This is a genomic window from Variovorax boronicumulans (assembly GCF_030812215.1).
GTDB classification, from domain to species: Bacteria; Pseudomonadota; Gammaproteobacteria; order Burkholderiales; family Burkholderiaceae_C; genus Variovorax; species Variovorax boronicumulans_C.
In genome coordinates, this window is sequence record NZ_JAUSSG010000002.1 from 329,484 (window position 1) to 356,478 (window position 26,995).

The window sequence follows — 26,995 nt, forward strand, 5'->3', positions numbered from 1 at the left end:
GCGCCTGGGTACTCAGAACTTCACCAGCGCCGAGACTTCGAACGAGCGCGGCCGGCCCAGCAGCCACTGGTTGCCGCCGTTCGAGAACGAGACCGGGTATTTGCGGTCGCCGAGGTTGAAGGCGCGCAGCGCGAGCTTCAGCGACGGGTTGGCCTGCCAGCTGACCGAAGCGTCGGCCACGGTGTAGGAACCGATCTTGCGCGTGTTGGCATCGTCGACCTGGCGCGAACCGACATGGCGCAGGCCCAGCCCGGCCTCCCACTGCGGCAGAAAGCGCCAGTGGAGCCAGACATTGGCCGAGGCCTCGGGCACCTCTTTGGGCGTGTTGCCCGCGCGCGAAATCAGCCTGTTGCCGACACGCTCGTTGAAGTCGTCATACCGCGCGCGCAGCCGGGCGGCGTTGGCTTCCAGCCGCAGCGTGCGCGTCAGCGCGAGGTCCAACGTCGCCTCGATGCCCTGCGACGACTGCTGGCCGATCTGCTGCGAGACCGTCGGGTCGCTCGCATCGCGCGACAGCAGCTTGCGCTTCTGGATCTTGTAGGCCGCGATCGACCAGGCCCCGCGGTTGTCGGCGAGCTGGCGCTTGTAGCCCACCTCGACCTGGCGGCCAGTGGCCAGATCGAACTGCGACTGCGAGGTCGAGGTGGTGAGCAGCGAACCCAGCGGATCGGCGGCGCGCGCGATCTGCCCGTAGAACGACTGCATCGCATCGGGCGCATACACCACCCCCACCCGGCCGGTGCCGTAGACGAAGGTGCGTTCGAAGTTGTTGGCCGGCCGGGTCAGGTCGACGCGGCTGACCCGCGCATGGTCCCAGCGCAGGCCCGCCACCACCGACCAGCGCTCGTTGATCGCGAGCCGGTCTTCGGCGAAGAAGGCGTAGGTGCGGGCCTGCGCACGGTAGCGCGGAAGGAAAGGCTGCGGCGACGTGTAGCGGCCCGGCGCGAAGAAGAACGGGTCCACCTCGGAGTAACCGCCGTAGGGCGTGTCGCTCGAACCCAGGAAGTCGATGCGGTTGACGTCGAAACCCGCGAGCACCTGGTTGGCCATGCCGAACAGGTCGTGGCGCCAGGCGATGTCGCTGCGGTTGCCGACCTGCTCCTGGTGGTGGCCGATCTCGATGTAGTCGTCGCGGCCGACAAGGCCGCTGTCGGGCATGTAGGCGTAGGTCTCGCTGTCGCGCCAGTGGCGCTTCGTCTCGAGGCGATAGAGCTGGTTGCGCACGGTAACGGCGCTGCTGGGCGTCCAGACCGCATCGAGGCGGGTCCAGCTGTCGCGGTACTTGAGCCGGGCGTCGTCGAGGTTGTAGTTCAGGCCGAGGCTGCGGCGGTCGAGCCGGCCGTTGATCAGCGGCACGCCGAAGTAGCGCTCGGGCGACTGGCGGCCCTCGTCGTGCGAGAGCGTGATGTTCAGCTCGGGCGAAACATCGAGCCGCACCGCCGCGCCGATCGCAAGGCTCTCGGATTCGCCGCGCGCCATGAAGCCGTTGGAATGCCGGTGGCTCACGTCGAGCCGGTAGGAGAGGCGGTCGTTGATGGCGCCGCCGCTGCCAAAGGCGATCTGGCGCGTGGCGTCCGAGCCGAAGGAGACCAGCGCCTCGTTCTCGATCGAGCCGCGCGTGGGCTTCTTGGGCACGGTGTTGATCGCGCCGCCGATCGCACCGTCGCCGTACATCACCGAGGCCGCGCCGCGCAGCACTTCGATGCGATCGATGGACCAGGTGTCGAACGGGAAGGTGACGGTGCCGGCGCCCACGTAGAGGCGCGTGCCGTCGAAGAGCTGCATCACCGAGCTGTGGCCCGAGAAGCCGCGTGCCGCCATCGAAGTGCCGCCATTGCCGGGGCTGGAATCGGCCGTGATGCCGGTGGCGCGGGTCACGGCGTCGATCACGGAGGCATCGCCGCGTGCGCGGATCGCGTCGCCGGTCAGCACCTCGATGCTCGCGGGCGTCTCCAGCGGCGTGAGGCCCAGGCGGCTGCCGGTCTGGGTCGGCTCGTCCATCGCGAGCGGCGTGTGGCGGCTGGCCTCGACCTGCACGGGTGCGAGGCTGTTGCTGCCGCCATTTGCCGCGCCGGCCGGCTGGGCCAGCGCGCCGCCTGCGCCGAAAGCCAGTCCCAAGCCCAGGGAAAGACGCGAAAGACGTGCCCGATCCAGTTGCAGCAAATGCGGCAAAGGCGCACCCGTGCGATCGCGCCCCGGCGATGCTTGACCCATGTGACTTCTCCTCCGACCTGCGTCCCCGCAGGCTCCTGACCGAATGAGGACGTCGAGGGAGGCGGCTGAGGGCAGGCCGGTTCGCAGGGGGCGAGGCGGCATGCCCGGACCCGCACTCCCGCGGCGTCCGACGGCGGTTGCGAAGGCCGGTATCCGGGCTTGCGGAGCGCTCCGATGGCACTGTGCGTGCGCATCGGAGCCGAAACCCTCGCCTTCCCACGCCGAAGCGCAGTGGCTGCCGATGCTCGAGAAGAGATCGACGCGAGGTTTTCCAGATCCGCTGACCGTTGCGGGGGCAGCGCAGGAATGGATGCGTCCGTGAAGACGCAGCGCACCTGCTTCCCGTTTAACCCCCAGGCCATGGAATGGCATGCGGGGCACCTTCGAACCGTGCGAGTCTGCTAATAAAAGATTACAAAACTCGACGGCCGGAATTATAGGGAGCGCCTCTGGCGAGGCCGGCCCCCCGGCATCCCCGGGATCTCAGGCGATTTTCCCTTCCGAACCGAAGAGTCGCCGCATCACGGCGACACCGGCCACCAGCGCGTTCGAATAGCTGGCGTAGGGGTCGTGCGCCGCCTCCAGCGGCACGTAGACATGGCGCTGGCGGCCCTCCGCATCGCCGTCATGGGCCGCCTCTTCTTGCGTTTCCTCCATGAGCACCCAATAGAACTCGCCCGCTTCCAGTTCGTGGACGGTGAGCGCGATGTTTCGGGACGGGGACATGGAAAGACGGTTCATTCGGCGTGTCTGTGTCAATGAATGGACGAAGAGCGCGGTTGACACCTTCCGGGCTTCTCCTACAGAGCTTGCCGGTGGCGCGAACTAATGTTGACTGCAGGGACCTTCCTCAAGAAAGAACCAGGAGGCAACATGAAGCACTTCACTCTGGAGCCCCGCATGCGCGCCAGCATCGGCGGCGCGTTCTATCCGACCGGCTATTCGATGGTGATGTTCCCGAGCGCCGAGGACGCCGACCGCATCGGCCACCGGCTGATCGAGAAAGGCGTGAGCGGCGACGAGGTCTACCTGATCTCCGCCGAGACGGTGCTGGAGGAAATCAGCCCTACCGCCAAGGACTCGGACAACCCCCTGCCCTCCGCCGGGACCGATGCCGCCACGGTGCGCGCCTACACCAAGCTGGCGCGCGACGGCCACACGGGCCTTCTGGTCAGGACGAAGGACGAAGCGGCCGCGAACCAGATGATGGAACTGGTGCGTACCGTGCCCTACTCCATCGCGCAGCGCTACCGCACGCTGGTCATCGAAGATCTCTGAAACGACGCTGCCGGCGCTCAAGCCGGCACGGCCATCGATACCGCGCGCTGCACCACGTCGCGCGCCATGGCCTGGGCGAGTTCGTGCTCGCCGAGAAACACCGTCACGGCCGTTTCCTGCGTGAGCAGCTTGGCTTCCTGCTCGTTGTGGCTGCGGATCACGGTCTGGATCGCCGGGTTGAGCGTGCGCGCGGTCTCGATCATCTGGCGCACGTTCAGGGTGTCGGGCGTGGCCACCACCAGCACGCGGGCGCGCGCGATGTGCGCCTGGATCAGCACCGCCGGGTCCGCCGCATCGCCCCACACGGCAGCGATGCCGGCCTCGCGCAGCTTCTCGACCAGCTCGCGGTTCTGCTCGGCCACCACATAAGGAATGTCGTTCGCATCCAGCTCGGCCGCGATGCGGCGCCCGACGCGGCCATAGCCGACCAGCACCACCTGCTTGGAGAGGTACTTCGCCTCGGTGGTCATCGGCAGTTCGGCCAGCGGGTCGCTGCGCGATTCGAGCTTGCGGGCGAACGAGGAATGGGCGTGGAGCCACTTCTGCATCGGTGCGATGAGGCTGAACCACAGCGGATTGGTCGCAATGGAGATGAGCGCGCCCGCGAGCACCAGGCTCTGCCCCTCGACCGGCAAGAGGCCGAGCGACACGCCCAGCCCCGCCAGGATGAAAGAGAACTCGCCGATCTGCGCCAGGCTCGCGCTCACCGTGAGCGCCGTGGCCAGCGGGTAGCGGAACACCAGCACCAGCGCGCAGGCCGCGAGCGACTTGCCCAGCACGATCACCCCCACCACCGCGAGCACCTGCAGGGGGCGGTCGATGAGCACCGAGGGGTCGAACAGCATGCCCACCGACACGAAGAACAGCACGGCGAAGGCATCGCGCAGCGGCAGGGACTCCTGCGCCGCCCGGTGGCTGAACTGCGATTCGCGCATGACCATGCCGGCAAAGAAGGCACCGAGCGCGAACGACACGCCGAAGAGCGCCGCCGAGGCAAAGGCGATGCTCACGGCCGCGGCCACCACGCACAGCGTGAAGAGCTCGCGCGAGCCGGTGCGCGTGACCTGCCAGAGGATCCACGGGAACACGCGCCGCCCCACCACCAGCATCAGCGCGACGAAGCCGCCGACCTGCAGCAGCGTGAGGCCGAGGGTTTGCCAGAGCGGGTCCGCGGGGCCGCCGCCGTTGTCGGGGGTGCCGCCGAGCGCGCCGGCCAGCGGGGGCATGAGCACCAGCACGAGCACCATGGCGAGGTCTTCGACGACGAGCCAGCCGATGGCGATGCGGCCGGTGAACGAATCGAGGATGCCCAGGCTCTCGAGCGCACGCAGCAGCACGACCGTGCTGGCCACCGAGAGCGCAAGGCCGAACACGAGCGCGGCGCCGGGGCTCCAGCCCCACCACATCGCAAGGCCGCCGCCGAGGAGCGTGGCGACGGCGATCTGCGCCAGTGCGCCGGGCAGCGCGATCTTGCGCACGGCCAGGAGGTCGTCGAGGGAAAAGTGAAGGCCGACGCCGAACATCAGCAACATGACGCCGATTTCGGCGAGCTGCGCGGCGATGCCCGCATCGGCCACGAAGCCGGGAGTGAACGGGCCGATGATCACGCCCGCCAGGAGGTAGCCCACGAGCGCCGGCAACCGCAGCTTGGCAGCCAGGAAACCGAACACCAGCGCCAGGCCGAGGCCGGCGGCAATGGTGTTGATGAGGGAAACGCTGTGCGGCATCGTTGCATTTTGCAGGAACGATGCCTGTCCTTTTATTTCACACGGCCTTCTGGAGGGATCAACCCGCCATCTTGCTGTCGCGGGCGCTTTCCAGCACTTCGGGCTCTTGCGATTCGACCCAGCTCTCGTTGTTCAGGCCCGCCTGCAGCCGCTCGGTGTCGAGCTCGTTGGTCCACTTGGCGACCACGATGGTGGCCACGCCGTTGCCGATCAGGTTGGTCAGCGCGCGCGCCTCGGACATGAAGCGGTCGATGCCCAGGATGAGCGCAAGGCCGGCCACCGGCACATGGCCCACGGCCGAGAGCGTGGCCGCCAGCACGATGAAGCCGCTGCCCGTGACGCCTGCCGCGCCCTTGGAGGTGAGCAGCAGCACCGCGAGCAAGGTGATCTCCTGCACCAGCGTCATCGGCGTGTTGGTCGCCTGCGCGATGAACACCGCCGCCATCGTGAGATAGATCGAGGTGCCGTCCAGGTTGAACGAGTAGCCGGTCGGGATCACCAGGCCCACGCAGGTCTTGTTGGCGCCCAGGTTCTCCATCTTCTCCATCATGCGCGGCAGCACCGATTCGCTGGAGGACGTGCCCAGCACGATCAGCAGTTCTTCCTTGATGTACTTGATGAACTTCCAGATGCTGAATCCGTGGAAGCGCGCAATGAGCCCGAGCACCACGAAGATGAACAGGAGGCACGTGAGATAGAACGTGCCCATCAGCTTGCCGAGCGAGAAGAGGCTGCCCACGCCGTACTTGCCGATGGTGAAGGCCATGGCGCCGAAGGCGCCGATGGGCGCGAGCTTCATGATGTAGCCCACGATCACGAAGAGCACGTGCGAGCCCTTCTCGATCACATCGAACACCAGCGTGCCGCGGCCGCCGAAGCGGTGCAGGGCAAAGCCGAACAGCACCGCGATCAGCAGCACCTGCAGGATCTCGCCCTTGGCGAAGGCATCGACGATGGTGCTGGGAATGATGTTGAGCAGGAAGTCGACCGTACCGGTCATCTTGCCCGGGCCGGTGTAGGCGGCGATGGACTTGGTGTCCAGCGTGGCCGGATCGATGTTCATGCCGGCGCCGGGCTTGAGCACGTTGACCAGCACCAGGCCGACCACCAGCGCGATGGAGCTCACGATCTCGAAGTACAGGAGCGCGAGGCCGCCGGTCTTGCCGACCTTCTTCATGTCTTCCATGCCGGCGATGCCCACCACCACCGTGCAGAAGATGATCGGCGCAATGATCATCTTGATGAGCTTGATGAAGCCGTCGCCCAGCGGCTTCATGCTCTCCCCGACCGAGGGGTAGAAATAGCCCAGCAGCACGCCGATGATCACCGCGGTGATCACCTGCACATAGAGGGAGCGGTAGAGCGGGAGCTTCTTGGCGGATGTGTTTGTTGTGTGTTCCATGACTTGCCTCCGGAAGGGTTGAAAACTTTAGGTCCGTATCAGGTCTTTTCCATTCGTAAAAGCCACATTCTTCAAATGAAAAAACCCGCCGAAGCGGGTTTTTCGATCAGGTCGCAGTCAGCATGCTCAATGCATGTGAAGGCCGCCGTTGACCGAGAAGTCGGCCCCCGTCGAGTAACCGCCTTCGTCGGTGGCCAGCCACGAGATGATCGAGGCGATCTCGCTCGGCTCGCCCAGGCGCTTGACCGGGATGGTGGCCACGATCTTGTCGAGCACTTCCTGGCGGATGGCCTTGACCATGTCGGTGCCGATGTAGCCCGGGCTCACGGTGTTGACCGTCACGCCCTTGTTCGCCAGCTCCTGCGCCAGCGCCATCGTGAAACCGTGCATGCCGGCCTTGGCCGCCGAATAGTTGGTCTGGCCCGCCTGGCCCTTGGCGCCATTGACCGAACTGATGTTGATGATGCGGCCCCAGCCCTTTTCGACCATGTCGCCCACCACCTGCTTGGTGACGTTGAACATGCTGTTGAGGTTGGTCTCGATCACCGCGCTCCAGTCCTCAGGGGTCATCTTGAGGAACATGCGGTCGCGCGTGATGCCGGCGTTGTTGACCAGCACGTCGATGGGGCCATGCGCTGCCTTGGCGGCGGAGAACGCCTCGACGGTGGATTGCCAGTCGCCGACATTGCCGACCGAGGCGTGGAACTCGAAGCCTTCGGCTTTCTGTTCGGCGAGCCACTTGGCATGGTCGCGTGTAGGGCCGCATCCGGCGACCACGGTGAACCCGTCCTTGTACAGACGTTGGCAGATGGCTGTTCCGATGCCACCCATGCCCCCGGTGACATATGCAACTTTCTTGCTCATGAAATTTCCTTGATGTTTGCTTGGCAAAAGCCTGAACGGCCGCCTTCACTCTAGCGATTTTCACGCCACCGACCTCTGAGGAAAACACTGAGCCAAGCTTGCAACCAGCTGTCACGGAGCCGCGCGCACATGCAACCTATATGCTGCGCCCTGTACGCTCTTGCCCACGCGTTGCCCTCAAGGAGTTCGAAAGTATGAATTTCGGGATCATCGTATTCCCCGACGTCGAGGAACTCGATTTCGTCGGCCCCTGGGAAATGCTCACCATGTGGAGCAAGCTCGCCGCAGGACCGGAAAACTGCCTGATCGTCGCAGAGAAAACCGGGCCGGTGGTCTGCGCCAAGGGGCTTTCCATCAACCCGCATGTGTCGTTCGCAGACTGCCCGAAGCTCGACTACCTGCTCGTGCCCGGCGGCATGGGCACGCGGCGCGAGGTCGACAACCCTGCGATGACGCAGTTCCTGGCCCGGCAGGCGCCGGGGTGCAACGCGCTGCTGTCGGTGTGCACCGGCGCCTTCGTGCTGCATGCGGCGGGCCTCCTTTCCGGCAAGACAGCCACCACGCACTGGGGTTCGCTCGATCGGCTGCGCGCACTCGGTGATGTGAAGGTGGTCGAGCAGCGCTTCGTGCAGGACGGCGACACCTGGACTTCGGCCGGCGTCTCGGCCGGCACCGACTTGATGCTCGCCTTCATCGCGCACACCGCCGGCGAGGAAGCTGCCGCCAAGGTGCAACTGCAGGCCGAGTACTACCCGGCAGACACGGTCTACGGCAACACGGCGAGCCACGAGCGCGCGCCGGCCTATGTGCGGCAGCCGGGCGGCAAGCTTCGGAAGACGCCGTGAGCGCTGCGCCTTCGCTCGACCTGGAGCCGTTGCCCGTGCTCGCCGCCCGCATCGGTGCGGCGCTGCGCGAACGGCGGCAGACGGTGGCGGTCGCCGAGTCGTCGGCGGGCGGCCTCGTCTCGGCCGCCCTGCTCGCCATTCCGGGCGCGTCGGCGTTCTTCCTCGGCGGCGCGGTCGTCTATTCGCGCCGCGCCGGCAAGGCGCTGCTCGGGCTGACGCGCGAAGACATCGGCGACATGCGCGGAGAGACCGAGCCCTACGCCCGGTTCATCGCCGCCCGCATCCGCGAGAGCCACCGCGCAACATGGGGCATCTGCGAAAGCGGTGCGGCCGGGCCGTCGGGGAGTCCGTATGGCGATGCGCCGGGGCACGTGTGCTTGGCGATCGCGGGCGCAGTCACCGTGAGCCGGACCATCGAGAACGGGACCACCGACCGCCCCGCGAACATGGAAGTGTTCGCGCGGCAATTGCTCCAGCTTTTCGATGAAACCCTGCGGGCGCAAAACGCTCTTTCCTGACCCAGTCGGCCAACCGCATCCAGGATCTATGACGCACGTCGCGACGTGCTCGAAATCGCGATGCCGGCAAACACCATCAACAGCCCGGCAGCGAGACTCCACCGCACCGGCTCGCCCATCAGCGCCCATCCGGTGAAGGCTGCGGCGATCGGGTTGACGGTGACTGACAGGGCCACGAGCGTCGGGGTGGTCCTCGCGAGCGCGTACGACCACAGGAAGAAGCCGACCGCGCCGCCGAACACGCCCAGGTAGGCGATGGACATCCACTGGACATTGCCGAATTGCGCCATCGGCGCGTAGCCGCCGCGCCATGCGCTGATCGCGATCAGGCACAGGGCGCCGCTGCCCATGGTCACCAGCGTGAACGGCACGGGCCCGGTCTCCCGGATCACGGGTCGCGACCACACGCTGTAGAACGCCATGCACAGTGCGGCGCCCAGCATCATGAGGTCGCCGCGCCATGCACCGGGCGGCGCTGCCGAAAGGCCCGTGATCAACGCCATGCCCACGCCGCCCATCGCCGTGATGACGCCCACCGACTTGCGCGCCGTGAGTCGCTCAACACCGAGCAGCGCCGCGATGGCCATGGTGAGCAGCGGCAAGGTCGACAGCGCGAGCGCGCCGCGCGCGGCGGTCGTGAAATGAAGCGACAGGTTGAACAACGCCGGAAACGCGCCGAAGAACAGCAACCCGAGCGCGATGACCTTCGGCACTGCTTGCCGCCGCGGCCAGTTCTGCCGCCGGAACATCGCAAGGGGCAACAGCAGCGCGAAACCGATGCCGAAACGCAGCGACCCCAGCGCCAGCGGATCGATCGCGCCTGCGACGAAACGCGTCGCACCGACAGCCGCGCCACCCATGGCGCTCGACAGGACGGCAGCCAGCAAGCCCGAAAGAAGTGCACTCACCGGCGTCCTTGTATCTCGTTGAAGGACGATGCTAAATAGCGGGAACTGATAAAACAATCGAATAAAGCTGATGAGATTTATCACCTTTTTCGATGAGTACCCTCATGCTTGATCCCGAACTGCTGAAGACCTTCGTCACCGTTGCCGGGCAGCGTTCGTTCACCCGGACAGCCGCGCAACTGAACCGCACGCAGTCGGCCGTGAGCATGCAGGTCAAGCGGCTCGAGGAGTTGCTCGGCACCACGCTGTTCGCACGAACCACCTCGCAGGTGGCCCTGACGCCCAGTGGCGAAGCCCTGCTGGGCTACGCGCACCGCATCCTGGCCCTGAACGACGAAGCGCTCGGCCGCATCCGCCAGCACCAGAACGAAGGCCAGGTGCGGCTCGGGATCATGGACGACTACGGCACCAGTGTCGTGCCCGCGCTGCTCGCGAGCTTCGGCCAGCGCTATCCGCGCATCCACGTGAGCATGGAGACCGGACTCACCGCGAAGATGACCGAACGCCTCGGTGAAGATTTCGATCTCGTGATCGCCATGCATCCCAAGAACCAGGGCGATGGCGAGTTCCTCCGGCACGAGCAGGCGGTATGGGCTGCCGCCCCCGACCGTGTCGTCGACGGGCCGGGCCCGCTGCCCGTTGCCCTCTATCCCTCGGGGTGCCTCTTCCGCGAATGGGCGATGGCGGCGCTGGACAAGGCGCACCGGCCCTGGCGGCTCGCGTTCGTCAGTCACAGCAGCGCGGCCGTCGAGGCCGTGGTGGCGCAGGGGCTGGCCGTGAGCGTGTTCAAGGCAGGGACCTTTCCGAAGGGACTTCGCGCGCTGTCGAAGGAAGACGGCATGCCCCGGCTCCCCAAGGCGGACATCCGCCTGCACCGCGCCCCGGCACTCACCGAAGCAGGTGCCCTGCTCGCGGCGCACCTGGTCGCGGCGATCCGCCGCGACGCCGGCTCACCGAACATGCGCTGAAGAGCAGGCCTTCAATCCGTCTTCAGTCCGCCTGCACCCCCGCAGCGCGGATCACCTTCCCCCACTTCTCCACCTCCGCCGCCAGGTGCGTACGCAGGCTCTCGGGGGTCTGCTTGTCCAAGGGCACGATCTCCGAGCTGAGTTCCGCCAGGCGATGCTTGACCATGTCGTCCTGCAGCGCGGCGCGCAAGGCCACGTTCAGCTTCTCGACCACGGCTGGCGGCGTGCCCTTGGGCGCGTACACGCCGTGCCACACGCGCACGTCGAAGCCCTTCAAGCCCTGCTCGTCGAGCGTCGGAATGTTGGGCATGCTCGACAGCCGCTTGGGCGTGGTCACGCCGAACACCTTCACGCGGTTGCCGTCCTTGATGACCGGCGCGGTCTGCGTGGTCTGGTCGCACAAGAGGTCGACCTGCCCGCCCATGAGGTCGTTGAGCGCCGGGCCCGCGCCCTTGTACGGCACGGTCGTCAGCTGCACGCCGATCTGGTTCATGAACAGCAGCCCGCACAGTTGCGACACCGCGCCCACGCCCGCATTGGCCAGCGTGACCTTGTCCTTGTTGGCCTTCACGTAGGCCAGCAGCTCGGGGTAGGTGCTGGCGGGAAAGTCCTTGCGCGAGAGCAGCGTCATCGGCACGTCGAGCACCTGGCCGATGTACTCGAAGTCCTTCAGCGGGTCGTAGTTGAGCTTCTTGTAGAGCGCGGGCGCCGTGGCCATGCCCATGTGGTGGATGAGGATGGTGTAGCCGTTGGGCGCCGCCTTGGCCACGCGCGTCGGCGCGATGGTGCCGCCCGCGCCCACGGTGTTCTCGACGATCACCGTCTGGCCCAGTGACTTGCCCATGGGAATGGCCAGCATCCGCGCCACCACGTCGGTGGGGCCGCCGGCCGAATAGGGCACGACCATGGTGACGGGCTTGTCGGGCCAGGGGGCCTGCGCGGTGGCCGGCGATTGCGCTGCCATGAGGCAGGCGCCCAGCGATGCGGCCAGCAGGGTTCGTGTTTTCCAGTTCTTCTTCAGGTTCACTTCTTGTCTCCTAGGTTGTTGGATCTGTCTTCTTTGTTCGGAAATCAGGGCGGCGACTGCGCATCGAGCGCGAGCAGGCGTTCGGCGAGGCGCACCACCGGCGCATCGACCATGCGGCCATCGAGGCTGACGACGCCGCCGCCTGCGGACCGGACTTCGTCGATCACGCGGCGCGCCCATGCCAGTTCGTCGGCGCTCGGGCCGAGTACGGCGTGCACCGGAGCGACCTGATCGGGGTGGATGCAAAGCTTCGCGCCGAAGCCGCAGCGGCGCGCGCGCGCCGTATCGGCGGCGAGACGTTGGGTGTCGCGCCAGTCGGGCGTCACGCCATCGATGGGTGCGGGCAGCCCGGCGCGGCGCGTGGCCAGCAGCAATGCGAGGCGCACGGGCACCAGCTCGGCTTCGTCCGCATCGCAGGCGAGGCCGACATCGGCCTGGAAATCGAGATTGCCGAAAGCGAGCCGAAGCACCTGCGCGGCCGCGGCGAGTTCGTCGACCGCCGCGAGACCGGCTGCCGATTCGATCAGGGGAACAAGCAGGCCTTTCGGGCCGACGGCTTCGGCCAACCGACGCAGATCGTCCGCGCGCTCGGCCTTGGGCAGCACCACGCCCGCAATCAGGCCTTGCGCGACCAGCGCGGCCACGGCCTTGCAGTCGTCGTCGTGCCACGGCGTACCACCGGCATTGATGCGTACCAGCAGGCGTTGCCGGTCGGCGTCGGGCAATGCGGCGAACGAGGCGGCGAGCCCTTCGCGCGCCGACGCCTTGCGCTCGGGCGCCACCGCGTCTTCGAGATCGACGATCACACCGCCCGTACCGGCAGCCAGCGCCCGCGCATGACGCTCCGGCCGGTCGGCGGGCACGAAGAGAAAGGTGCGCGCCAGCGCGAGCGGCGGGTTGTTCAAACCGCCCTCGCCTCGCGCAGCGCCGCGATGTCCACATCGCTCCGCCCGAGCCCGCGCAGGATCGCCTCGGTGTGCTCGCCGACAGCGGGAATGGCATCCATGCGGTAGTCGAACGCGCTCTGCCGCCCGGCCGGCAGCAGCGCCGGAATGTCACCGGCCGGCGAGCCCACCTGCCGCCACCGATCGCGCGCCTGCAATTGCGGATGCGCCCAGAGCCCGGCCATGTCGTTCATGCGTGCGTTGGCGATCTGCGCGGCATCGAGCCGCTCGAGCACCTGCGCCGTGCTCAGCGCGCCGAAGGTCTCCACGATGATCGCGCGCAGCGCCTCGCGGTGTTCGTTGCGGCGCGCGTTGCTGTCGAAGCGCGCATCGGTCGCGAGCCCCGCCTGCAGCAGCACCTTCTCGCAGAAGGTGCGCCACTCGCGCTCGTTCTGCAGGCCCAGCATCACCGTGCCGCCGTCTCCCGCGGGGAACGGGCCGTAGGGGTAGATGGTCGCGTGCGATGCGGCGCTGCGCGGCGGCGGCGGCGCGCCCTCGTAGGCGTAGTACATGGGGTAGCCCATCCACTCGGCGAGCGATTCGAGCATCGACACGTCGATGTGCGAGCCCTTGCCGGTCTTGCCGCGCTGGAGCAGCGCCGCGAGGATGCCGGTGTAGGCATACATGCCCGCCGCGATGTCGGCGATGGAGTTGCCCGACTTGCACGGGTCTTCGGGCGTGCCGGTGACCGAAAGAAAACCCGCCTCGCTCTGGATCAGCAGGTCGTAGGCCTTCTTGTCGCGGTACGGTCCGTCTTCGCCATAACCCGAGATGTCGCAGACGATGAGACGCGGGTGCTTCGCCTGCAGCACCTCGGCGCCCAGGCCCATGCGCGCCGCCGCGCCGGGCGCGAGGTTCTGCACCAGCACGTCGGCATCGGCCACGAGTTCCTGCAGCACCGCGAGCGCGGCGGGCTGCTTCAGGTCGAGCGTGAGGCTTTCCTTCGAGCGGTTCACCCACACGAAGTGCGAGGCCTCCCCGCCCACGCGCCCGTCGTAGGCGCGCGCGAAGTCGCCCACTTCGGGGCGCTCCACCTTGATGACGCGGGCACCGAGGTCGGCCAGTTGGCGAGTACAGAACGGCGCGGCGATGGCGTGTTCTAGCGAGATGACGGTGATGCCGTCCAGGGGTCTTGTCATGTCTGTGTGTCTTTCCTCAGGCGAGCACGGCCGTGGCCTGCATCGTGAGCCAGCCGTCGGCGTCTTCGCCCCAGAGGCTGAAGGTCTTGTTGTCGGCGCCTGGCTTGCCGTGCACGCGGAACGGGGCGATGTCGAAGGTCGGCCGCACCGCGCGGAATTCGAAGCGCGCGAGCTGCGCGCCCGGCACGTTGCGTCGCAACAGGTCGACCAGCAGCGTCGCGATCAGCGGGCCGTGCACGATCAGGCCCGGATAGCCCTCGACTTCCGTCACGTAGCGACGGTCGTAGTGGATGCGGTGGCCGTTGAAGGTCAGCGCCGAGTAGCGGAACAGCAGCACGTCGTCGGGCACGATCTCGCGGCTGAAGGCGGCATCCTTCGGGGCGGGCGTGGGCGGCGGCGCCTTCTCGCCGGGTGCGGCGGCGGCGCGGTAGACGATGTCGTGCTCCTCGGTCAGCGCAAGGCCGCGTTCGTTGCGCACCTCGTGGCGCACCAGCACGAAAACCAGCTCGCCGGTACGGCCGGCCTTGTGGGTGACCGAGGCGATGGTCGAGGTGCGCTCGACCTTGTCGCCCACTTGCAGCGGGTTGCCCGCTTCCCAATTCAAGCGCCCGCCCGCCCACATGCGGCGAGGCAGCGGCACGGGCGGGAGGAACCCACCGCGTTTCGCATGGCCGTCTTCGCCGATCTCCGATTGGCGGTGATGCGGAAGAAAGTAGAGCCAGTGCCACAGCTCGGGCAGGCGCGTGCCGAATGCGGGCAGCGCATCGTCGCGGTCGAGCGTGGCGGAGAGCGCGCGGACCGGCGCGGCCGTGATGTCGTCGGCCAACGTTTCGCTGCGGCCTTGCCAGGCCTGGAGCTTGGCGAGCGCGTCGGCGTCGATCAGAGGGGTGGGATTCTCAGGATTCATGGGTTCTTCAATCAATCAATCGACCGCAGCGCCGGATGCTTTGACGATCCGCGCCCACTTGGCGAGATCGTCCTGCAGCAGTTTCGAAAACTGGTCGGGCGTGGTGGGCGCTGCGATCTCGACGCCTTGCTGGTCGAGCTTGTCGCGCAGGTCCTTCGCGGCCAGCGCCTTGCGCGTGGCGTCCTGCAGGGTGGCGAGCACGTCGGCCGGCACACCCGCGGGTGCGAAGAGGCCGATCCACAGCGTGCCGTTGTAGCCCGGCACCGCCTCGGCGATGGTGGGCACGTCGGGCAGCACCGGCGAGCGCTTGTCGCCGCTCACGGCCAGCGCGCGCAGCTTGCCGGCCTTGATGTGCGAGAGCGCCGAGGGCAGGCTCGCGAACACGATCGGCAGTTGCCCGCCCAGCACGTCGTTGAGCGCAGGCGCCACGCCTTTGTAGGGCACGTGCTGCAACGAGATGCCCGCCATGCTGTTGAGCATTTCGCCGAGCAGGTGGTTGAGCGTGCCGTTGCCGGCCGAGGCGTACTGGTAGTTCGCGCCCTTGGCCCGTGCGAGCTTCAGGAACTCGTTGAAGTCCTTGGCAGGAAACGAAGGGTTGACCAGCAGCACGTTGGGCACCGCGCCGATGAGGCCAACGGGCTTGAAGTCCTTCACCGGATCGAAGCCCGGGTTCTTGTAGAGCGCCGGGTTGATCGCCTGGCTGCTGCTGATCGTCATGAGCAGCGTGTAGCCGTCCTTCGGGCCCTTGGCGACCAGCTGCGTGCCGATGTTGCCGCCCGCGCCGGGCCGGTTGTCGACGACCACGCTGGCGTTGTTCATCACCTCGCCGAGCTTCTGGCCGACGAGGCGGCCGACGATGTCGTTGGTGCCGCCCGCGGCCTGCGGCACGACGAGCGTGATGGGGCGCGTGGGATAGGGCTGGGCGGTTGCGGGGGCCGCGGCGATCAGCGTGGCTGCCGCGAGCGAAAGAAGCGCGAGGGCGCGGAATGTCATTGTCTTTGTCTCCATGGCCGCATGGTCGTTTGCCGTGGCACCGCGCGCAATCTGCGATTTCGGAACCCAGGCTTCTGAATTTCCGAAGGCCTGGCTACGATGCGCCATGCTTTTCGACCTCACCGACCTGCGCCTTTTCGTCGCCACCGCCGAGCTCGGCAACCTCACGCGGGCGGCCGAGCGGCAGCACCTTTCGCTGGCCGCGGCCAGCGCGCGCATCAAGGCGCTGGAAACGCAGGCGGGGCTGCAACTGCTGCAGCGCGAGGCCCGCGGCGTGCGTCTTCTTCCTCCGGGAGAAGCCTTTCTTCACCATGCACGTCTGGTGCTGCACCAGACCGAGCAGCTGCGCGACGACCTGCTCGAATACGGTGGCGGCCTGCGCGGCCATCTGCGTGTGTTCGCCAACACCACCGCGGTGACCGACTTCCTGCCCGAAATCCTGCCCGGTTTCCTCGCAAGCAACCCGCGCATCAACGTCGACCTTCAGGAAAAACCGAATGCTCAGATCCCGCGCGGCGTGCTCGACGGCCGCGCCGACATCGGGATCGTCGCGGGCCGGGTCGACACGCTGGGTTTGGAGGCGATCCACTTCAGCACCGACCGGCTGGTGCTCGTCACCTCGCGCAAGCACCGCTTCGCGAAGCGCCGGAAGATTTCATTCGCGGAGACGCTCGACGAAGACGCCATCGGCATGCAGCAAGGCAGCACGCTGCAGACCTTTCTCGCGCAGATCACGGACAACCTCGGCAAGCGCCAGAAGCTGCGCATCCAGCTGGGCAGCTTCGACGCGATGTGCCGGATGATCGGCAGCGGCGTGGGTATCGGCGTCGTGCCCGAGTCGGCGGCGCGGCGCAACCAGGAAAGCATGCAGCTCGCGCTGATCGATCTCAGCGATGCGTGGTGCGTGCGCGAGCGCTATCTGCTGGTGCGCAGCCGGGCGGCACTGCCGGTGTATGCGCAGGCGCTGGTGGACACGCTATGCCGGCACTACGCGGCGGCCGGAGAGTCGGTTTCGGCGAGCGCCTGAGGCCTTTTCCTGTGGTATTGCGCCAACTTGCAGGCGGCATCTCAGGCCCGCGATCTCATCCCCATTTTCTGTGCACAACTTTGGGGACAACTCATGTGGAGCCTTGTAAAACGAATTTAACTCGTTGTTTTATAAAGGGATTCCACACTTTGCTCAAAAATCAGGCGGTGAACAAGATCGGCCGCCTTCGTCCCGTTCAGCGCTGTGCGGCGCTCACTTCGGGGTCTCGAGCTTGTCCTGGGTGCGGGTGTCGAAATCGGCGGCATCGTGGCGCTCGTGCAGCTGGCTCTCGGGCTGGCCCCAGGCGCGATTGACCATGCGCCCGCGCTGTGCGGCGGGGCGCTGCGCGATCTCGTCGCTCCAGCGCCGCACGTTCCTGTATTCGCTCACCTGCAGGAACTCGCCCGATTCGTAGAGCTGCCCCTTGGCGAGCGCGCCGTACCAGGGCCAGACGGCGATGTCGGCAATCGTGTAGTCGTCGCCGGCCAGGTAGCGGCTTTCGGCCAGACGGCGATCGAGCACGTCGAGCTGGCGCTTCACCTCCATCGCGAAGCGGTCGATGGCGTATTCGATCTTCGTCGGCGCGTAGGCATAGAAGTGCCCGAACCCACCACCCAGGTACGGCGCACTGCCCATCTGCCAGAACAGCCACGACAGGCATTCGGCGCGCGCCGCACGCCCGGTCGGAAAGAACGCGTTGCCGAACTTCTCGGCGAGGTACTGCAGGATCGCGCCCGACTCGAACACCCGGATCGGCGTGGTGCCGCTGCGGTCCATGAGCGCGGGGATCTTGGAGTTCGGGTTCACCGCCACGAAGCCGCTGCCGAACTGGTCGCCTTCGCTGATGCGGATCAGCCAGGCGTCGTACTCGGCGCCCGTGTGGCCCAGCGCCAGCAGCTCTTCGAGCATCACCGTCACTTTCACGCCGTTGGGCGTCGCCAGCGAATAGAGTTGCAGCGGGTGCTTGCCCACCGGCAGGTCTTTCTCATGAGTGGCGCCTGCGATGGGACGGTTGATGTTCGCGAAGCGGCCGCCGCTTTCCTTGTTCCAGGACCAGACGGTGGGCGGCGTGTAGGCGGTCGTGCCATTCATGCGATGAATTCCGAAAGTTGGACAGACGATGATCATTCTCTATGACTGCGCCACGGCGCCGAGCCCGCGCCGTGCGCGCATCCTGCTGGCCGAGAAGGGCATTGCCCACGAGACGGTGCAGGTCGACCTGGTTCGTGGTGAGCAATTGGGCGAGGCCTACCGCGCGATCAATCCGCAATGCACGGTGCCGGCGCTGCGCACCGAGGAAGACGGCCTGCTGACCGACAACGCCGCGATCGCGGCCTGGCTGGAAGCGCGCTACCCCGAACCGCCGCTGATGGGCCGCACGCCCGCCGAAAAAGCGGAGATCGCCAGCTGGAACTGGCGCATCGAGTTCGAGGGTTTGCTCGCCATCGCGGAGACGATGCGCAACGGCTCGCCGGCGCTGGCCGACCGGGCGCTGCCGGGGCCGGTGAACTATGCGCAGATTCCGGAACTGGCACAGCGCGGGCTGGCGCGCGTGCAGCATTTCTTCCAGACGTTGAACGACCGGCTGGCCGGCCGCGAATTCGTCGCCACCGACCGCTTCAGCCTGGCCGACATCACCGCCGTGGCGGCGGTGGATTTCGCGCGCATCGTGCGGGTCAAGCCCGGGGAGCAGCACCCCGAGCTCGTGCGCTGGCGCGCGGCGATGGCCGAGCGGCCGTCGATGTCGCGCTGAGCGATCTGGAGAAGGTGCGAAGAAACCGTTGCGAGCGCCCCAAGGTCGCGTCGAGGACCGGAACCGTACCCAGGTCCGGTGAGGACCGCAGATGCGAGATCGGGGTGCGCAGCAGGTTTATTCGCGCCTTCTCAGCGTTCGATCGTCAGCGCGACGCCCATGCCGCCGCCGATGCACAGCGAGGCAATGCCCTTCTTGGCGTTCTGGCGTTGCATTTCGTGCAGCAGCGTCACCAGGATGCGGCAGCCCGACGCGCCAATGGGGTGGCCGATGGCAATCGCGCCGCCGTTCACGTTGACCTTGTTCACGTCCCAGCCCATTTCCTTGTTCACCGCGCAGGCCTGGGCAGCGAAGGCTTCGTTGATCTCGAGCAGGTCGAGATCGGCGGCCTTCCAGCCGGCGCGCTGCAGCGCCTTGGTCGATGCGGGCACCGGGCCCATGCCCATGATGGCCGGATCGAGTCCGGCGGTGGCGTAGCTCGCGATGCGGCCGAGCGGCTTCAGGCCGAGCGCGGCGGCCTTCTTGGCCGTCATCACCATCACGGCGGCAGCGCCGTCGTTCAGGCCCGAGGCATTGCCCGCGGTCACGCCGCCGGCCTTGTCGAAGGCGGGGCGCAGGCCCGCCAGGCCTTCGGCGCTGGTCTTGCGGTTGATGAACTCGTCCTGGCTGAAGACGATCGGGTCGCCCTTCTTCTGCGGGATGCTCACACCGACGATCTCGTCCTTGAACTTGCCCGCGTCCTGCGCGGCGGCGGCCTTGGTCTGGCTGGCGAGCGCCAGTTCATCCTGCGCGGCGCGGTCGATGCCGTACTTCTTGGCCACGTTCTCGGCGGTGATGCCCATGTGGTACTGGTTGTAGACGTCCCACAGGCCGTCCACGATCATGGTGTCGACCAGTTTCCAGTCGCCCATGCGCTGGCCGTTGCGCGAGTTGGGCAGCACGTGAGGCGCGGCGCTCATGTTCTCCTGGCCGCCGGCGATCACGATTTCGCTGTCGCCCGTGGCCACGGCCTGCGCCGCGAGCATCACGGCCTTCAGGCCCGAGCCGCAGACGGCGTTGATGGTGAGCGCCGGGGTTTCCTTGGCGCCGCCGCTCTTGAGCCACGCCTGGCGCGCGGGGTTCTGGCCCGCACCGGCCGCCAGCACCTGGCCCATGATGGCCTCGCCGACCTGCTCGGCCGTGAGGTTGGCGCGCGCAATCACTTCCTTGATGACCAGTGCCCCCAGTTCGGTGGCTGCGATGCCGGCGAGCGAGCCGCCGAACTTGCCGACCGGCGTGCGTGCGGCCGAAACGATGACGATGTCTTCCATGAGGTTCTCCGTTGAAGTGATGTTGATCGAGGTCGTGGTTGTGAGGTCTTGGGTCAGGCCCTGGCCTTGACGTAGCGCCCGGGTGCCGGCTCGATGGCCTTGTAGGCCTTGCCGTTGCCGTAGGTCCTGGGTGCGGCGATTTGCTTGCCCGCGTGGCCCTTGAGCCATTGTGCCCAGTCGGTCCACCAGCTGCCGGGACGCTCGGTGGCACCGGTCAGCCATTCGGCCTGGGTCTTGGGGAACTTGCCGTCGTCGCGAATCCAGTGGCTGCGCTTTTTCTTGGCGGGCGGGTTGATCACGCCGGCGATATGTCCCGAAGCCCCCATGACGAAGCGCTTCTTGCCCGGCAGCAGCTGCGTGGAGGCATACGCGCCGCCGATCGGCACGATGTGGTCTTCGCGCGAACCGTAGATGTAGGCCGGAATGTCGATCTTGCCGAGATCGATCTTCTGGCCGCACACCGTGAGCGCATTGGGCTTGGCGAGCTTGTTCTCGTGGTACGTGTTGCGCAGGTACCAGGCGTAGAACGGACCCGGCAGGTTGGTGGCGTCGCTGTTCCAGTAGAGCAGGTCGAAGGGCGGCGGTGTCTCGCCCTTCAGGTAGTTGCCGACCACGTAGTTCCACACGAGGTCGTTCGGGCGCAGGAAGCTGAAGGTGGAAGCCAGGTCGCCGCCGGGCAGCAGGCCGCCCTTGCCGAGCTGCATTTCGCGGTACGCAACCATCGGCTCGTCGACAAAGATGTCGAGGATGCCGGTGTCGCTGAAGTCGAGGAATGTAGTGAGCAGCGTGACCGACGCGGCGGGCTTCTCGCCACGCCCCGCGAGCACGGCCAGCGCGGTGCTCAGGATGGTGCCGCCCACGCAGAAGCCCAGCACATTGATCTGCCTGCTCCCGCTGATGTCCTGCACCGTGTGGATCGCCTGGATCGCGGCGTTCTCGATGTAGTCGTCCCAGGTGGCCTTGGCGAGCGACTCGTCGGGGTTGCGCCAGCTCACCACGAACACGCGATGGCCCTGCTCGTTCGCATAGCGGATCAGCGAGTTCTCGGGCTGCAGGTCGAGGATGTAGAACTTGTTGATGCAAGGCGGCACCAGCAGGAAGGGCCGCTCGTACACCTTGGCGGTGAGCGGCTTGTATTCGAGGAGCTGGAAGAACTCGTTCTCGAAGACCACCGCGCCCTCGGTGGTCGCCACGTTGCGCCCCACTTCGAAGGCGCTCTCGTCGGTCATGCTCAGGTGCCCCTGCTTCACATCGTTGAGCAGGTTCTGGATGCCCTTGGCGATGCTCTCGCCCTGCGTGTCGATGGCCTTCTTCTGCGCCTCGGCGTTGAAGGCGAGCGAGTTGCTGGGCGACGAGGCAGCCATCCATTGCTCGACCGCGAAGCGCAGGCGCGCCTTGGTCTTTTCGTCGGCGTCGATGGCCTCGGCCATGTTCAGCATGGTGCGGCCATTGAGCAGGTAGACGGCCGCCGAGAAGGCTGCGAGCGGGTTGCTGCCCCATGCATCGGAGGCGAAACGCTTGTCGCCTTCGGGCTTCGCTTGGAAGCCCTGGCTCCAGAGCGCCGTGGCTTCCGCGACGTACTGCTGCTGGATGGACTGGAGCTTCTGGGGGTCGATGGCGATCTTGGGCAGATCGGGCATCTTTGCGCCTGATGGCATCTGGGGCATCTGCGGTATCTGCCACAGAGGACTGCCGCCGACATCGAAGGCCGAGGCCCCCTTCGCGGCGGACTGCTGGAACGATGCCAGTGCCTGGGTCCAGCCCTCGGAAAGTGCCTTCTGGAAGGGCGCGAATGCATCCGCCCCCGTCGCTTGTTGCTTCATCATGTCTCCTGGTCCTCGCCTGAATCGAATCCGGATGGGTGCGTGTTTTGAGTATCCTGCATTCGCACGGCACCGACAACGCCGCTCTTTCCTCTTACCGACTGAAACTTCCCGTGTTCATTCATCTGATCGTGATCGGCTGGCTCTACGTCACCGTGATGATGGCGGTGGCCGAAGCCACCAACACCACGGGTACCGTGCTGGGTGCCATCTTCACATTTCTTTTGTACGGATTGGCGCCGGTGGCACTGGTGGTTTACCTGATGGGGACGCCGGGGCGGCGCCGCGCGATCAAGCAGCGCGAGGCCGATGCGCAGGAAGCGGCATGCCGCGCCGCCGCGGAGGCCGCGACAGCAACGAAGGAAGACTCAGGCCTTCCAGACCAGCGCGGCGAAGCGCCCGCTGACGCCGTCCCGCCGGTGCGAAAAGAACAATGACGGATTGCTGACGGTGCACCACGCATCGCCGCCGTCGTTGCCATACACAGCATCGACACCGGCTGCACGCAGCCGCTGACGCGCGAGCGCGGGCAGGTCCGCCAGCCATTTGCCGGGCGCGCCCGCAGGCTTGAAACAGTTTGCAGCTTCCGGCGCGTGTGCCTCGAAGGCCGCCTTGACTTCCGCACCGACTTCGAAGGCCTTCGGGCCGATGCACGGGCCGAGCCATGCAATGACCCTGCTGTCGCCGCGCGGCGGTCCCGCCTGCGGCTCGGACGCGAAGCAACGGGCCGTTTCTTCGAGCACGCCGCCGGCAAGTCCGCGCCAGCCCGCATGCGCGGCCGCCACCCGCTGGCCCGACTCATCGGTGAAGAGCACGGGCAAGCAGTCGGCCACCATGATGGTGCAGCCCAGCCCGATCGCCGTGGCCGTGCAGGCATCGCCCACCGTGCCGTTGCGCACGGGTTCCGGTTCGGCGTCGAGCGTCACGACGCCGGTGCCGTGCACCTGCTGCAGGAAAACGGGCCGGGCGGCGATGGCCTGTCCGAGCCGGTGGCGGTTCTCGGCCACGTCGGCGATCAGGTCGCCCACGTGATCGCCGAGGTTCAGGCTCTCGTAGCGGCCTTGCGAAACACCGCCCTCGCGCGTGGTGCACACGGCCCGCACGTTCGACGGCGCGGGCCAGTCCGGCACCAGCCAGCGTGGATCGATGACGGCGGCGTTCAATCAGGCTTCCGCGTCGGGGGCTTGCGAAGGCTGCGCGCGCTGGAAGGCTTCCAGCTGCATGCAGGCGTCGAAGGCGGCCATGCTGCGCGGCAGGCCGCTGAAGTCGCAATCGAAGCGGCGGCCGTTGAAGACCTGCGGCACGAGGCAGCAATCGGCCAGCGTCGGCGTGTTGCCATAGCAGAAGGTGCTGCCGGGATAGAGCGCGAGCTGGCGCTCGAAGGCTTCCATGCCGTCGCGCACCCAGTGGCGGTACCAGGCGTTCTTGGCCGCGTCGTCGAGCTTCAGGTCTTTCACGAGGTACTTGAGCACGCGCAGGTTGTTGAGCGGATGGATCTCGCAGGCGATGGACTGCGCCAGTGCGCGCACATGGGCGCGACCCACCGGATCGCTCGGCAGCAGCGGCGGCTCGGGGTGCGTTTCGTCCAGGTATTCGATGATGGCCATCGACTGCGAGAAGCGCTCGCCTTCGTCTTCTAGCAGCGGCACGAGCTTATCGGCCGAGAGGGTGGCGTACGGGCCGGTGCGATGGTCGCCGCGCGCGATGTGCACGGGAACGTACTCGTAGTCGAGGCCCTTCAGGTTGAGGGCGATGCGCACGCGGAACGAGGAGGAGGAGCGGAAATAGTTATGCAGCTTCATGATTTTCCAAGGATAGCGCCGCCATGTGCCGCCGTTGCCGGCGAGGGGATTCGTTCAGGACCGCGGGGTGGCCGGCAGCACACAGCGGAAATCCTGCAGCACGACGCCCGGCGATGCCGCGGCCTTCCATTCGTCGAGGATGCGGCGGGCGCCGGCCTCCTCGCGCGAGGCGATGCCAAGGCGCCACGGCCCGAGCGTGCCGGGTGCCTCGTCGGCACCGTGGTTGTGGCGGCCCTCGCCGAAGGGGCGGCCTTCGGAGCAGGCCCGGCAGAGCATCTCCATGCTGTCGGTCCAGTTCTCCGCAAAGCCGTCCGCGGCCTTGAAGCGCTGCACGAGCGCCTCGATGTCCTCCGCAGTCACGCCTTCCACCGAGACCTCGTAGGTCGAATGCTCCGACGGTGCGATCAGCTCCAGCGCGTCGAACACCGCCATCTCGCGCTGGCCGCGCAACCGGTAGCCGTTGGGCGCGCCGTCGTGCAGGACCAGGTCGCCATAGCGGTGGCCGCAGGCGGGCGTGGGCACGTTGCGCAGGATGGCGCGCGCCGGGTCGATGCGGTCGGCCCACACCACCTCGGTGCCCTCGTCGCCGTGCACACGGATCGGCGTGAGCCCGACGAAATAGTCGACCGGCCCTTCGCCGTCCGGAATGCCGATGCCGTACTGGCGCCATGCCCGGCGCGCCGTGGCCCAATCGCCGAGCGCGGTGGCCGCGATGCCCAGGTTCCACAGTGCGCCCTGGTTGCCCGAATCGCATTGCACGGCCCGCGCGTTGGCCTCGAGCGACGCGGCCCATTCGCCGCGGTACTTGTGGATGAGGCCGGTGTTGTACCAAGGGACCGCCCATCCGGGATGGATCGCGCTCGCCTGGGCATACGCCTCGAGGGCGCCGTCCTGGTCGCCCTCGTCGTCGCGCCTGCGGCCGAGTTCGTTGAGGGCCGTGGCTTTGCCGGCTTTGCCAAGTCGGATGGGCATGGTGTGGCGGGAATATCCGGAAAAACGCGAGGCGCCTATTGTGAGCCGCCCGAAAATCCCGGGTCCGGCGCTCCGGCAACCCCGTGCCGCCTCTGGCACACTGCCGGTCTCCCCTCCCGTTTCGCTGAAAAAGGACACGTCGCAATGGCCTCCGAGTTTGTTTTCGCCCCGCCCGCCACCGTTTCGGTTCCGGTGGCCGGACAGCCCGCCCGCTTCCCGGTGCATCGCATCTACTGCGTGGGCCGCAACTACGAAGATCACGCCAAGGAAATGGGTTTCACCGGCCGCGAACCGCCCTTCTTCTTCATGAAGCCCACCGACGCGCTGGTGGTGGTCGACGAAGGCCAGACCGGCACCATGGCCTATCCCTCGCTCACCAAGAACCTGCACCACGAGATCGAACTCGTGGTCGCCATAGGCACCGGCGGAAAGAACATCTTGGCCGCCGATGCGCACAAGCACATCTACGGCTACGCCGTCGGCCTGGACATGACGCGCCGCGACCTGCAGGGCGAAATGAAGAAACAGGGCCGCCCCTGGGACATCGGCAAGGGCTTCGAGCAGAGCGCGCCCATCGGCCCGATCGTGCCGGTGGCCGCGGCCGGCGATGCCGAGAACGCCGAGATCTCGCTGCAGGTGAACGGCACCGACCGCCAGCGCAGCACCGTGAGCAAGCTGATCTGGAACGTGGCCGAAACCATCGAGCACCTGTCGGCTGCCTGGGAGCTGCAGCCCGGCGACCTGATCTACAGCGGCACGCCCGAAGGCGTCGCGGCCGTGGTCTCGGGCGACACGCTGGTCGGCAAGGTCGCGGGCCTGCCGACCCTCACCGTCAAGATCGCCTGAAGACGGCAGCACCGCCCATGCTCCTGCGCGTCCCCATCAAGCACTGCAAGAACTGCGGCACCGCGGTGGTCTACCGCATTCCGGACGACGGCGACACCAAGCCGCGCGCCGTCTGCCCGGCCTGCCACACGATCCACTACGAGAACCCGCTGAACGTGGTGGGCACCATCCCGGTCCTTGGCGACAAGGTGCTGCTGTGCAAGCGCAACATCGAACCGCGCTGGGGCAAGTGGACGCTCCCCGCGGGCTTCATGGAACTCGAGGAAACCACCGCCCAGGGCGCTGCCCGCGAAACGGACGAAGAGGCCGGTGCGAACTTCGAGCTCGAAGGCCTGTTCTCGGTGATCAGCGTGGTGCGCGTGGGGCAGGTGCACCTGTTCTACCGTGCCCGGCTGCTCGACGACAAGTTCGATCCCGGCCACGAGACCATCGAGGCCAGGCTCTTCACCGAGGAAGAAATTCCCTGGGACGAGATCGCCTTTCGCACCGTGCGCGAAACCCTGGAGCACTTCTTCGCAGACCGCCGCCGCGGCAGCTTCGACCGCGTGCACGAACTCAGCATCGTTTGACACCACCGAACCTCATGAACAAGCAACTTCGCGCCATCCTCTTCTGCGGCGCCAGCCTCGGCCTTGCGCTGGCGGCCTCGGCGGCCAAGGCTGAAACGGTGGGCGAAGTCGACACCGCCTTCAAGCTCATCGGCCCCGACCACAAGATCGTGATAGAGGCCTACGACGACCCCAAGGTCAACGGCGTGACCTGCTATGTCTCGCGCGCCAAGACCGGCGGCATCGCCGGCGCGTTCGGCGTGGCCGAGGACAAGGCCGAGGCCTCCATCGCCTGCCGCCAGGTCGGACCGGTGAACGTCACGCAGCCGCTGCCCAAGCGCGAGGAGGTGTACAGCGAGCGGCTCTCGGTGCTCTTCAAGCGCCTGCGCGTGGTGCGCATGGTCGATGCCAAGCGCAACACGCTGGTCTATCTCACCTACTCCGACCTGCTGATCGACGGCTCCCCCAAGAACAGCGTGACCGCGGTGCCCATCGATCGCGGCACGCCGATCCCGCTGAAGTAGCGATAGCCCTTCGCGCGTTCCGCCCTTCCGGAGGGTACGTACGAGTTTGCTAGCATCGCCCGCGTGGCGCGCCCGGCGTGCCAGACCGCAGGAACCCTCCGCAACGAACCCGTTCCAACAGCGCCATGCAAATCCAGACTCTTCTTTTCCGCACGGGTGCCGCAGCAGTGATTGCCGCCGCCCTCGCCGCCTGCACCACCACGCCCCTGCCGCCGGCACGGCCCGGACAGACCGTCACGCCGCCCCCGGCGAAACAGGCGCTCTTCATCCGTCCCGCGAGCGGCACCACCATCGCCCGCTTCGACGGCGTGCGCAACAAGGGGCTGGACATCGCGGGCAACCTCGGCGATCCGATCGTCGCGTCGGCCGATGGCCGCGTGGTGTACGTGGGCAGCGAACTGCGTTCCTACGGCAACATGGTCATCGTCAAGCACAACGAGACCTTCCTCACCGCCTACGCGCATGCGCAGACCATCCTCGTGAAGGAAAACGCGGTCGTGCGCCAGGGCGAGAAGATCGCCGAGATGGGCCGCAGCGACGCCGATCGCGTGAAGCTGCACTTCGAGATCCGCAAGAACGGCACCGCCGTCGACCCCGAGCCGTACCTCAACGGGCGGCTGCAGCAGTAACGCCCCCGGCGTTCATTCATCATTTCT

At 67.0% G+C, this 26,995-nt stretch carries 28 protein-coding genes and 1 riboswitch; of the genes, 11 read left to right on the plus strand and 17 right to left on the minus strand.

The genetic code is table 11. The annotated features are described in order from the left end of the window. Positions 1-12 precede the first annotated feature (12 nt). Together J2W23_RS07780 and J2W23_RS07785 are read right to left on the minus strand one after the other, a co-directional pair. Entirely contained in the window at positions 13-2,214 is a 2,202-nt protein-coding gene (locus J2W23_RS07780; RefSeq protein ID WP_307648301.1) for a TonB-dependent receptor, read from the minus strand. A 127-nt stretch (positions 2,215-2,341) separates the two neighbouring features. After that, a riboswitch (cobalamin riboswitch) is annotated at positions 2,342-2,613 on the minus strand. Positions 2,614-2,697: 84 nt separating this feature from the next. Continuing rightward, positions 2,698-2,955 carry a hypothetical protein gene (locus tag J2W23_RS07785; protein ID WP_307648302.1) on the minus strand — a complete coding sequence of 86 codons (258 nt, stop codon included), beginning with the start codon at positions 2,953-2,955 and terminating at the stop codon, positions 2,698-2,700. A gap of 132 nt (positions 2,956-3,087) precedes the next feature. Here J2W23_RS07785 and J2W23_RS07790 point away from each other — a divergent pair, with 132 nt between their 5' ends. Then, entirely contained in the window at positions 3,088-3,492 is a 405-nt protein-coding gene (locus J2W23_RS07790; protein ID WP_307648303.1) for a hypothetical protein, read from the plus strand. A 17-nt stretch (positions 3,493-3,509) separates the two neighbouring features. Here J2W23_RS07790 and ybaL read toward each other — a convergent pair whose 3' ends face one another. The 3 genes from ybaL to phbB all read right to left on the minus strand — a co-directional run bounded on the left by ybaL (position 3,510) and on the right by phbB (position 7,485). Continuing rightward, the gene (ybaL, locus tag J2W23_RS07795; RefSeq protein WP_307648304.1) at positions 3,510-5,219 is read right to left on the minus strand and encodes a YbaL family putative K(+) efflux transporter; all 1,710 of its coding nucleotides are present in this window, start codon (positions 5,217-5,219) and stop codon (positions 3,510-3,512) included. Positions 5,220-5,277: 58 nt separating this feature from the next. Continuing rightward, positions 5,278-6,621 carry a dicarboxylate/amino acid:cation symporter gene (locus J2W23_RS07800; protein ID WP_176656641.1) on the minus strand — a complete coding sequence of 448 codons (1,344 nt, stop codon included), beginning with the start codon at positions 6,619-6,621 and terminating at the stop codon, positions 5,278-5,280. 126 nt (positions 6,622-6,747) lie between these two features. Next, on the minus strand, positions 6,748-7,485 hold the full coding sequence (gene phbB, locus J2W23_RS07805; RefSeq protein ID WP_176656640.1) for an acetoacetyl-CoA reductase: 738 nt from the start codon (positions 7,483-7,485) through the stop codon (positions 6,748-6,750). Positions 7,486-7,679: 194 nt separating this feature from the next. Here phbB and J2W23_RS07810 point away from each other — a divergent pair, with 194 nt between their 5' ends. Both J2W23_RS07810 and J2W23_RS07815 read left to right on the plus strand, forming a co-directional pair. Then, complete coding sequence (locus tag J2W23_RS07810; RefSeq protein WP_307648305.1) at positions 7,680-8,330, plus strand: DJ-1/PfpI family protein; 651 nt, start codon at positions 7,680-7,682, stop codon at positions 8,328-8,330. Then, entirely contained in the window at positions 8,327-8,848 is a 522-nt protein-coding gene (locus J2W23_RS07815; protein WP_307648306.1) for a CinA family protein, read from the plus strand. The genes J2W23_RS07810 and J2W23_RS07815 overlap by 4 nt, the downstream gene beginning before the upstream one ends. A 26-nt stretch (positions 8,849-8,874) precedes the next feature. On the opposite strand, the gene J2W23_RS07820 is transcribed toward J2W23_RS07815, so the two are convergent. Continuing rightward, on the minus strand, positions 8,875-9,756 hold the full coding sequence (locus J2W23_RS07820) for a DMT family transporter (protein WP_307648307.1): 882 nt from the start codon (positions 9,754-9,756) through the stop codon (positions 8,875-8,877). Positions 9,757-9,860: 104 nt separating this feature from the next. Between J2W23_RS07820 and J2W23_RS07825 the strand changes: the two genes are divergently transcribed. Next, on the plus strand, positions 9,861-10,724 hold the full coding sequence (locus J2W23_RS07825) for a LysR substrate-binding domain-containing protein (RefSeq protein ID WP_307648308.1): 864 nt from the start codon (positions 9,861-9,863) through the stop codon (positions 10,722-10,724). Between the two features lie 22 nt (positions 10,725-10,746). On the opposite strand, the gene J2W23_RS07830 is transcribed toward J2W23_RS07825, so the two are convergent. From J2W23_RS07830 to J2W23_RS07850, 5 genes are all read right to left on the minus strand, one after another. Continuing rightward, positions 10,747-11,688 carry a tripartite tricarboxylate transporter substrate-binding protein gene (locus tag J2W23_RS07830; RefSeq protein ID WP_218104413.1) on the minus strand — a complete coding sequence of 314 codons (942 nt, stop codon included), beginning with the start codon at positions 11,686-11,688 and terminating at the stop codon, positions 10,747-10,749. A gap of 107 nt (positions 11,689-11,795) precedes the next feature. Next, positions 11,796-12,656, minus strand: coding sequence for an HpcH/HpaI aldolase/citrate lyase family protein (locus J2W23_RS07835; RefSeq protein ID WP_307648310.1), 861 nt, complete (start codon positions 12,654-12,656; stop codon positions 11,796-11,798). Beyond that, positions 12,653-13,834, minus strand: coding sequence for a CaiB/BaiF CoA transferase family protein (locus J2W23_RS07840; protein WP_307648311.1), 1,182 nt, complete (start codon positions 13,832-13,834; stop codon positions 12,653-12,655). The genes J2W23_RS07835 and J2W23_RS07840 overlap by 4 nt, the downstream gene beginning before the upstream one ends. A 16-nt stretch (positions 13,835-13,850) precedes the next feature. After that, the gene (locus J2W23_RS07845; protein WP_307648312.1) at positions 13,851-14,741 is read right to left on the minus strand and encodes an FAS1-like dehydratase domain-containing protein; all 891 of its coding nucleotides are present in this window, start codon (positions 14,739-14,741) and stop codon (positions 13,851-13,853) included. Between the two features lie 15 nt (positions 14,742-14,756). After that, on the minus strand, positions 14,757-15,734 hold the full coding sequence (locus J2W23_RS07850) for a tripartite tricarboxylate transporter substrate binding protein (RefSeq protein WP_307648313.1): 978 nt from the start codon (positions 15,732-15,734) through the stop codon (positions 14,757-14,759). Positions 15,735-15,840: 106 nt separating this feature from the next. Here J2W23_RS07850 and J2W23_RS07855 point away from each other — a divergent pair, with 106 nt between their 5' ends. Then, on the plus strand, positions 15,841-16,761 hold the full coding sequence (locus J2W23_RS07855) for a LysR family transcriptional regulator (protein ID WP_307648314.1): 921 nt from the start codon (positions 15,841-15,843) through the stop codon (positions 16,759-16,761). A 213-nt stretch (positions 16,762-16,974) separates the two neighbouring features. Here the strand turns inward: J2W23_RS07855 and yghU are convergent, their stop codons facing one another. Then, entirely contained in the window at positions 16,975-17,853 is an 879-nt protein-coding gene (gene yghU / locus J2W23_RS07860) for a glutathione-dependent disulfide-bond oxidoreductase (RefSeq protein ID WP_307648315.1), read from the minus strand. A 28-nt stretch (positions 17,854-17,881) separates the two neighbouring features. On the opposite strand from yghU, the gene J2W23_RS07865 reads away from it, so the two are divergent. Further along, positions 17,882-18,514, plus strand: a complete 633-nt coding sequence (locus tag J2W23_RS07865) for a glutathione S-transferase family protein (RefSeq protein ID WP_176656630.1) — start codon at positions 17,882-17,884, stop codon at positions 18,512-18,514. 131 nt (positions 18,515-18,645) lie between these two features. On the opposite strand, the gene J2W23_RS07870 is transcribed toward J2W23_RS07865, so the two are convergent. Together J2W23_RS07870 and phaC are read right to left on the minus strand one after the other, a co-directional pair. Then, positions 18,646-19,824 carry an acetyl-CoA C-acetyltransferase gene (locus J2W23_RS07870; protein WP_176656629.1) on the minus strand — a complete coding sequence of 393 codons (1,179 nt, stop codon included), beginning with the start codon at positions 19,822-19,824 and terminating at the stop codon, positions 18,646-18,648. 53 nt (positions 19,825-19,877) lie between these two features. Then, positions 19,878-21,647: a class I poly(R)-hydroxyalkanoic acid synthase gene (gene phaC / locus J2W23_RS07875; RefSeq protein WP_307648316.1), complete on the minus strand. Its 1,770-nt coding sequence runs from the start codon at positions 21,645-21,647 to the stop codon at positions 19,878-19,880. Positions 21,648-21,760: 113 nt separating this feature from the next. Between phaC and J2W23_RS07880 the strand changes: the two genes are divergently transcribed. Continuing rightward, positions 21,761-22,084, plus strand: a complete 324-nt coding sequence (locus J2W23_RS07880; protein WP_307648504.1) for a hypothetical protein — start codon at positions 21,761-21,763, stop codon at positions 22,082-22,084. Here J2W23_RS07880 and pgeF read toward each other — a convergent pair. The 3 genes from pgeF to J2W23_RS07895 are packed head-to-tail and all read right to left on the minus strand — an operon-like array spanning position 22,016 to position 24,421. After that, positions 22,016-22,810 (minus strand): peptidoglycan editing factor PgeF, encoded by a 795-nt coding sequence (gene pgeF, locus J2W23_RS07885; protein ID WP_307648317.1) that lies wholly within the window; start codon positions 22,808-22,810, stop codon positions 22,016-22,018. The genes J2W23_RS07880 and pgeF overlap by 69 nt on opposite strands. Then, positions 22,811-23,449 carry a maleylacetoacetate isomerase gene (maiA, locus tag J2W23_RS07890; RefSeq protein ID WP_176656627.1) on the minus strand — a complete coding sequence of 213 codons (639 nt, stop codon included), beginning with the start codon at positions 23,447-23,449 and terminating at the stop codon, positions 22,811-22,813. A 54-nt stretch (positions 23,450-23,503) separates the two neighbouring features. Then, positions 23,504-24,421, minus strand: a complete 918-nt coding sequence (locus tag J2W23_RS07895) for a tetratricopeptide repeat protein (protein WP_307648318.1) — start codon at positions 24,419-24,421, stop codon at positions 23,504-23,506. Positions 24,422-24,565: 144 nt separating this feature from the next. Between J2W23_RS07895 and J2W23_RS07900 the strand changes: the two genes are divergently transcribed. The 4 genes from J2W23_RS07900 to J2W23_RS07915 all read left to right on the plus strand — a co-directional run bounded on the left by J2W23_RS07900 (position 24,566) and on the right by J2W23_RS07915 (position 26,968). Beyond that, positions 24,566-25,267, plus strand: coding sequence for a fumarylacetoacetate hydrolase family protein (locus tag J2W23_RS07900; RefSeq protein WP_176656625.1), 702 nt, complete (start codon positions 24,566-24,568; stop codon positions 25,265-25,267). A gap of 17 nt (positions 25,268-25,284) precedes the next feature. After that, positions 25,285-25,836, plus strand: coding sequence for an NUDIX hydrolase (locus tag J2W23_RS07905; RefSeq protein WP_176656624.1), 552 nt, complete (start codon positions 25,285-25,287; stop codon positions 25,834-25,836). Between the two features lie 14 nt (positions 25,837-25,850). Further along, the gene (locus tag J2W23_RS07910) at positions 25,851-26,339 is read left to right on the plus strand and encodes a CreA family protein (RefSeq protein WP_176656623.1); all 489 of its coding nucleotides are present in this window, start codon (positions 25,851-25,853) and stop codon (positions 26,337-26,339) included. A 125-nt stretch (positions 26,340-26,464) separates the two neighbouring features. Then, positions 26,465-26,968, plus strand: a complete 504-nt coding sequence (locus tag J2W23_RS07915) for a murein hydrolase activator EnvC family protein (protein ID WP_176656622.1) — start codon at positions 26,465-26,467, stop codon at positions 26,966-26,968. Positions 26,969-26,995 lie beyond the last annotated feature (27 nt).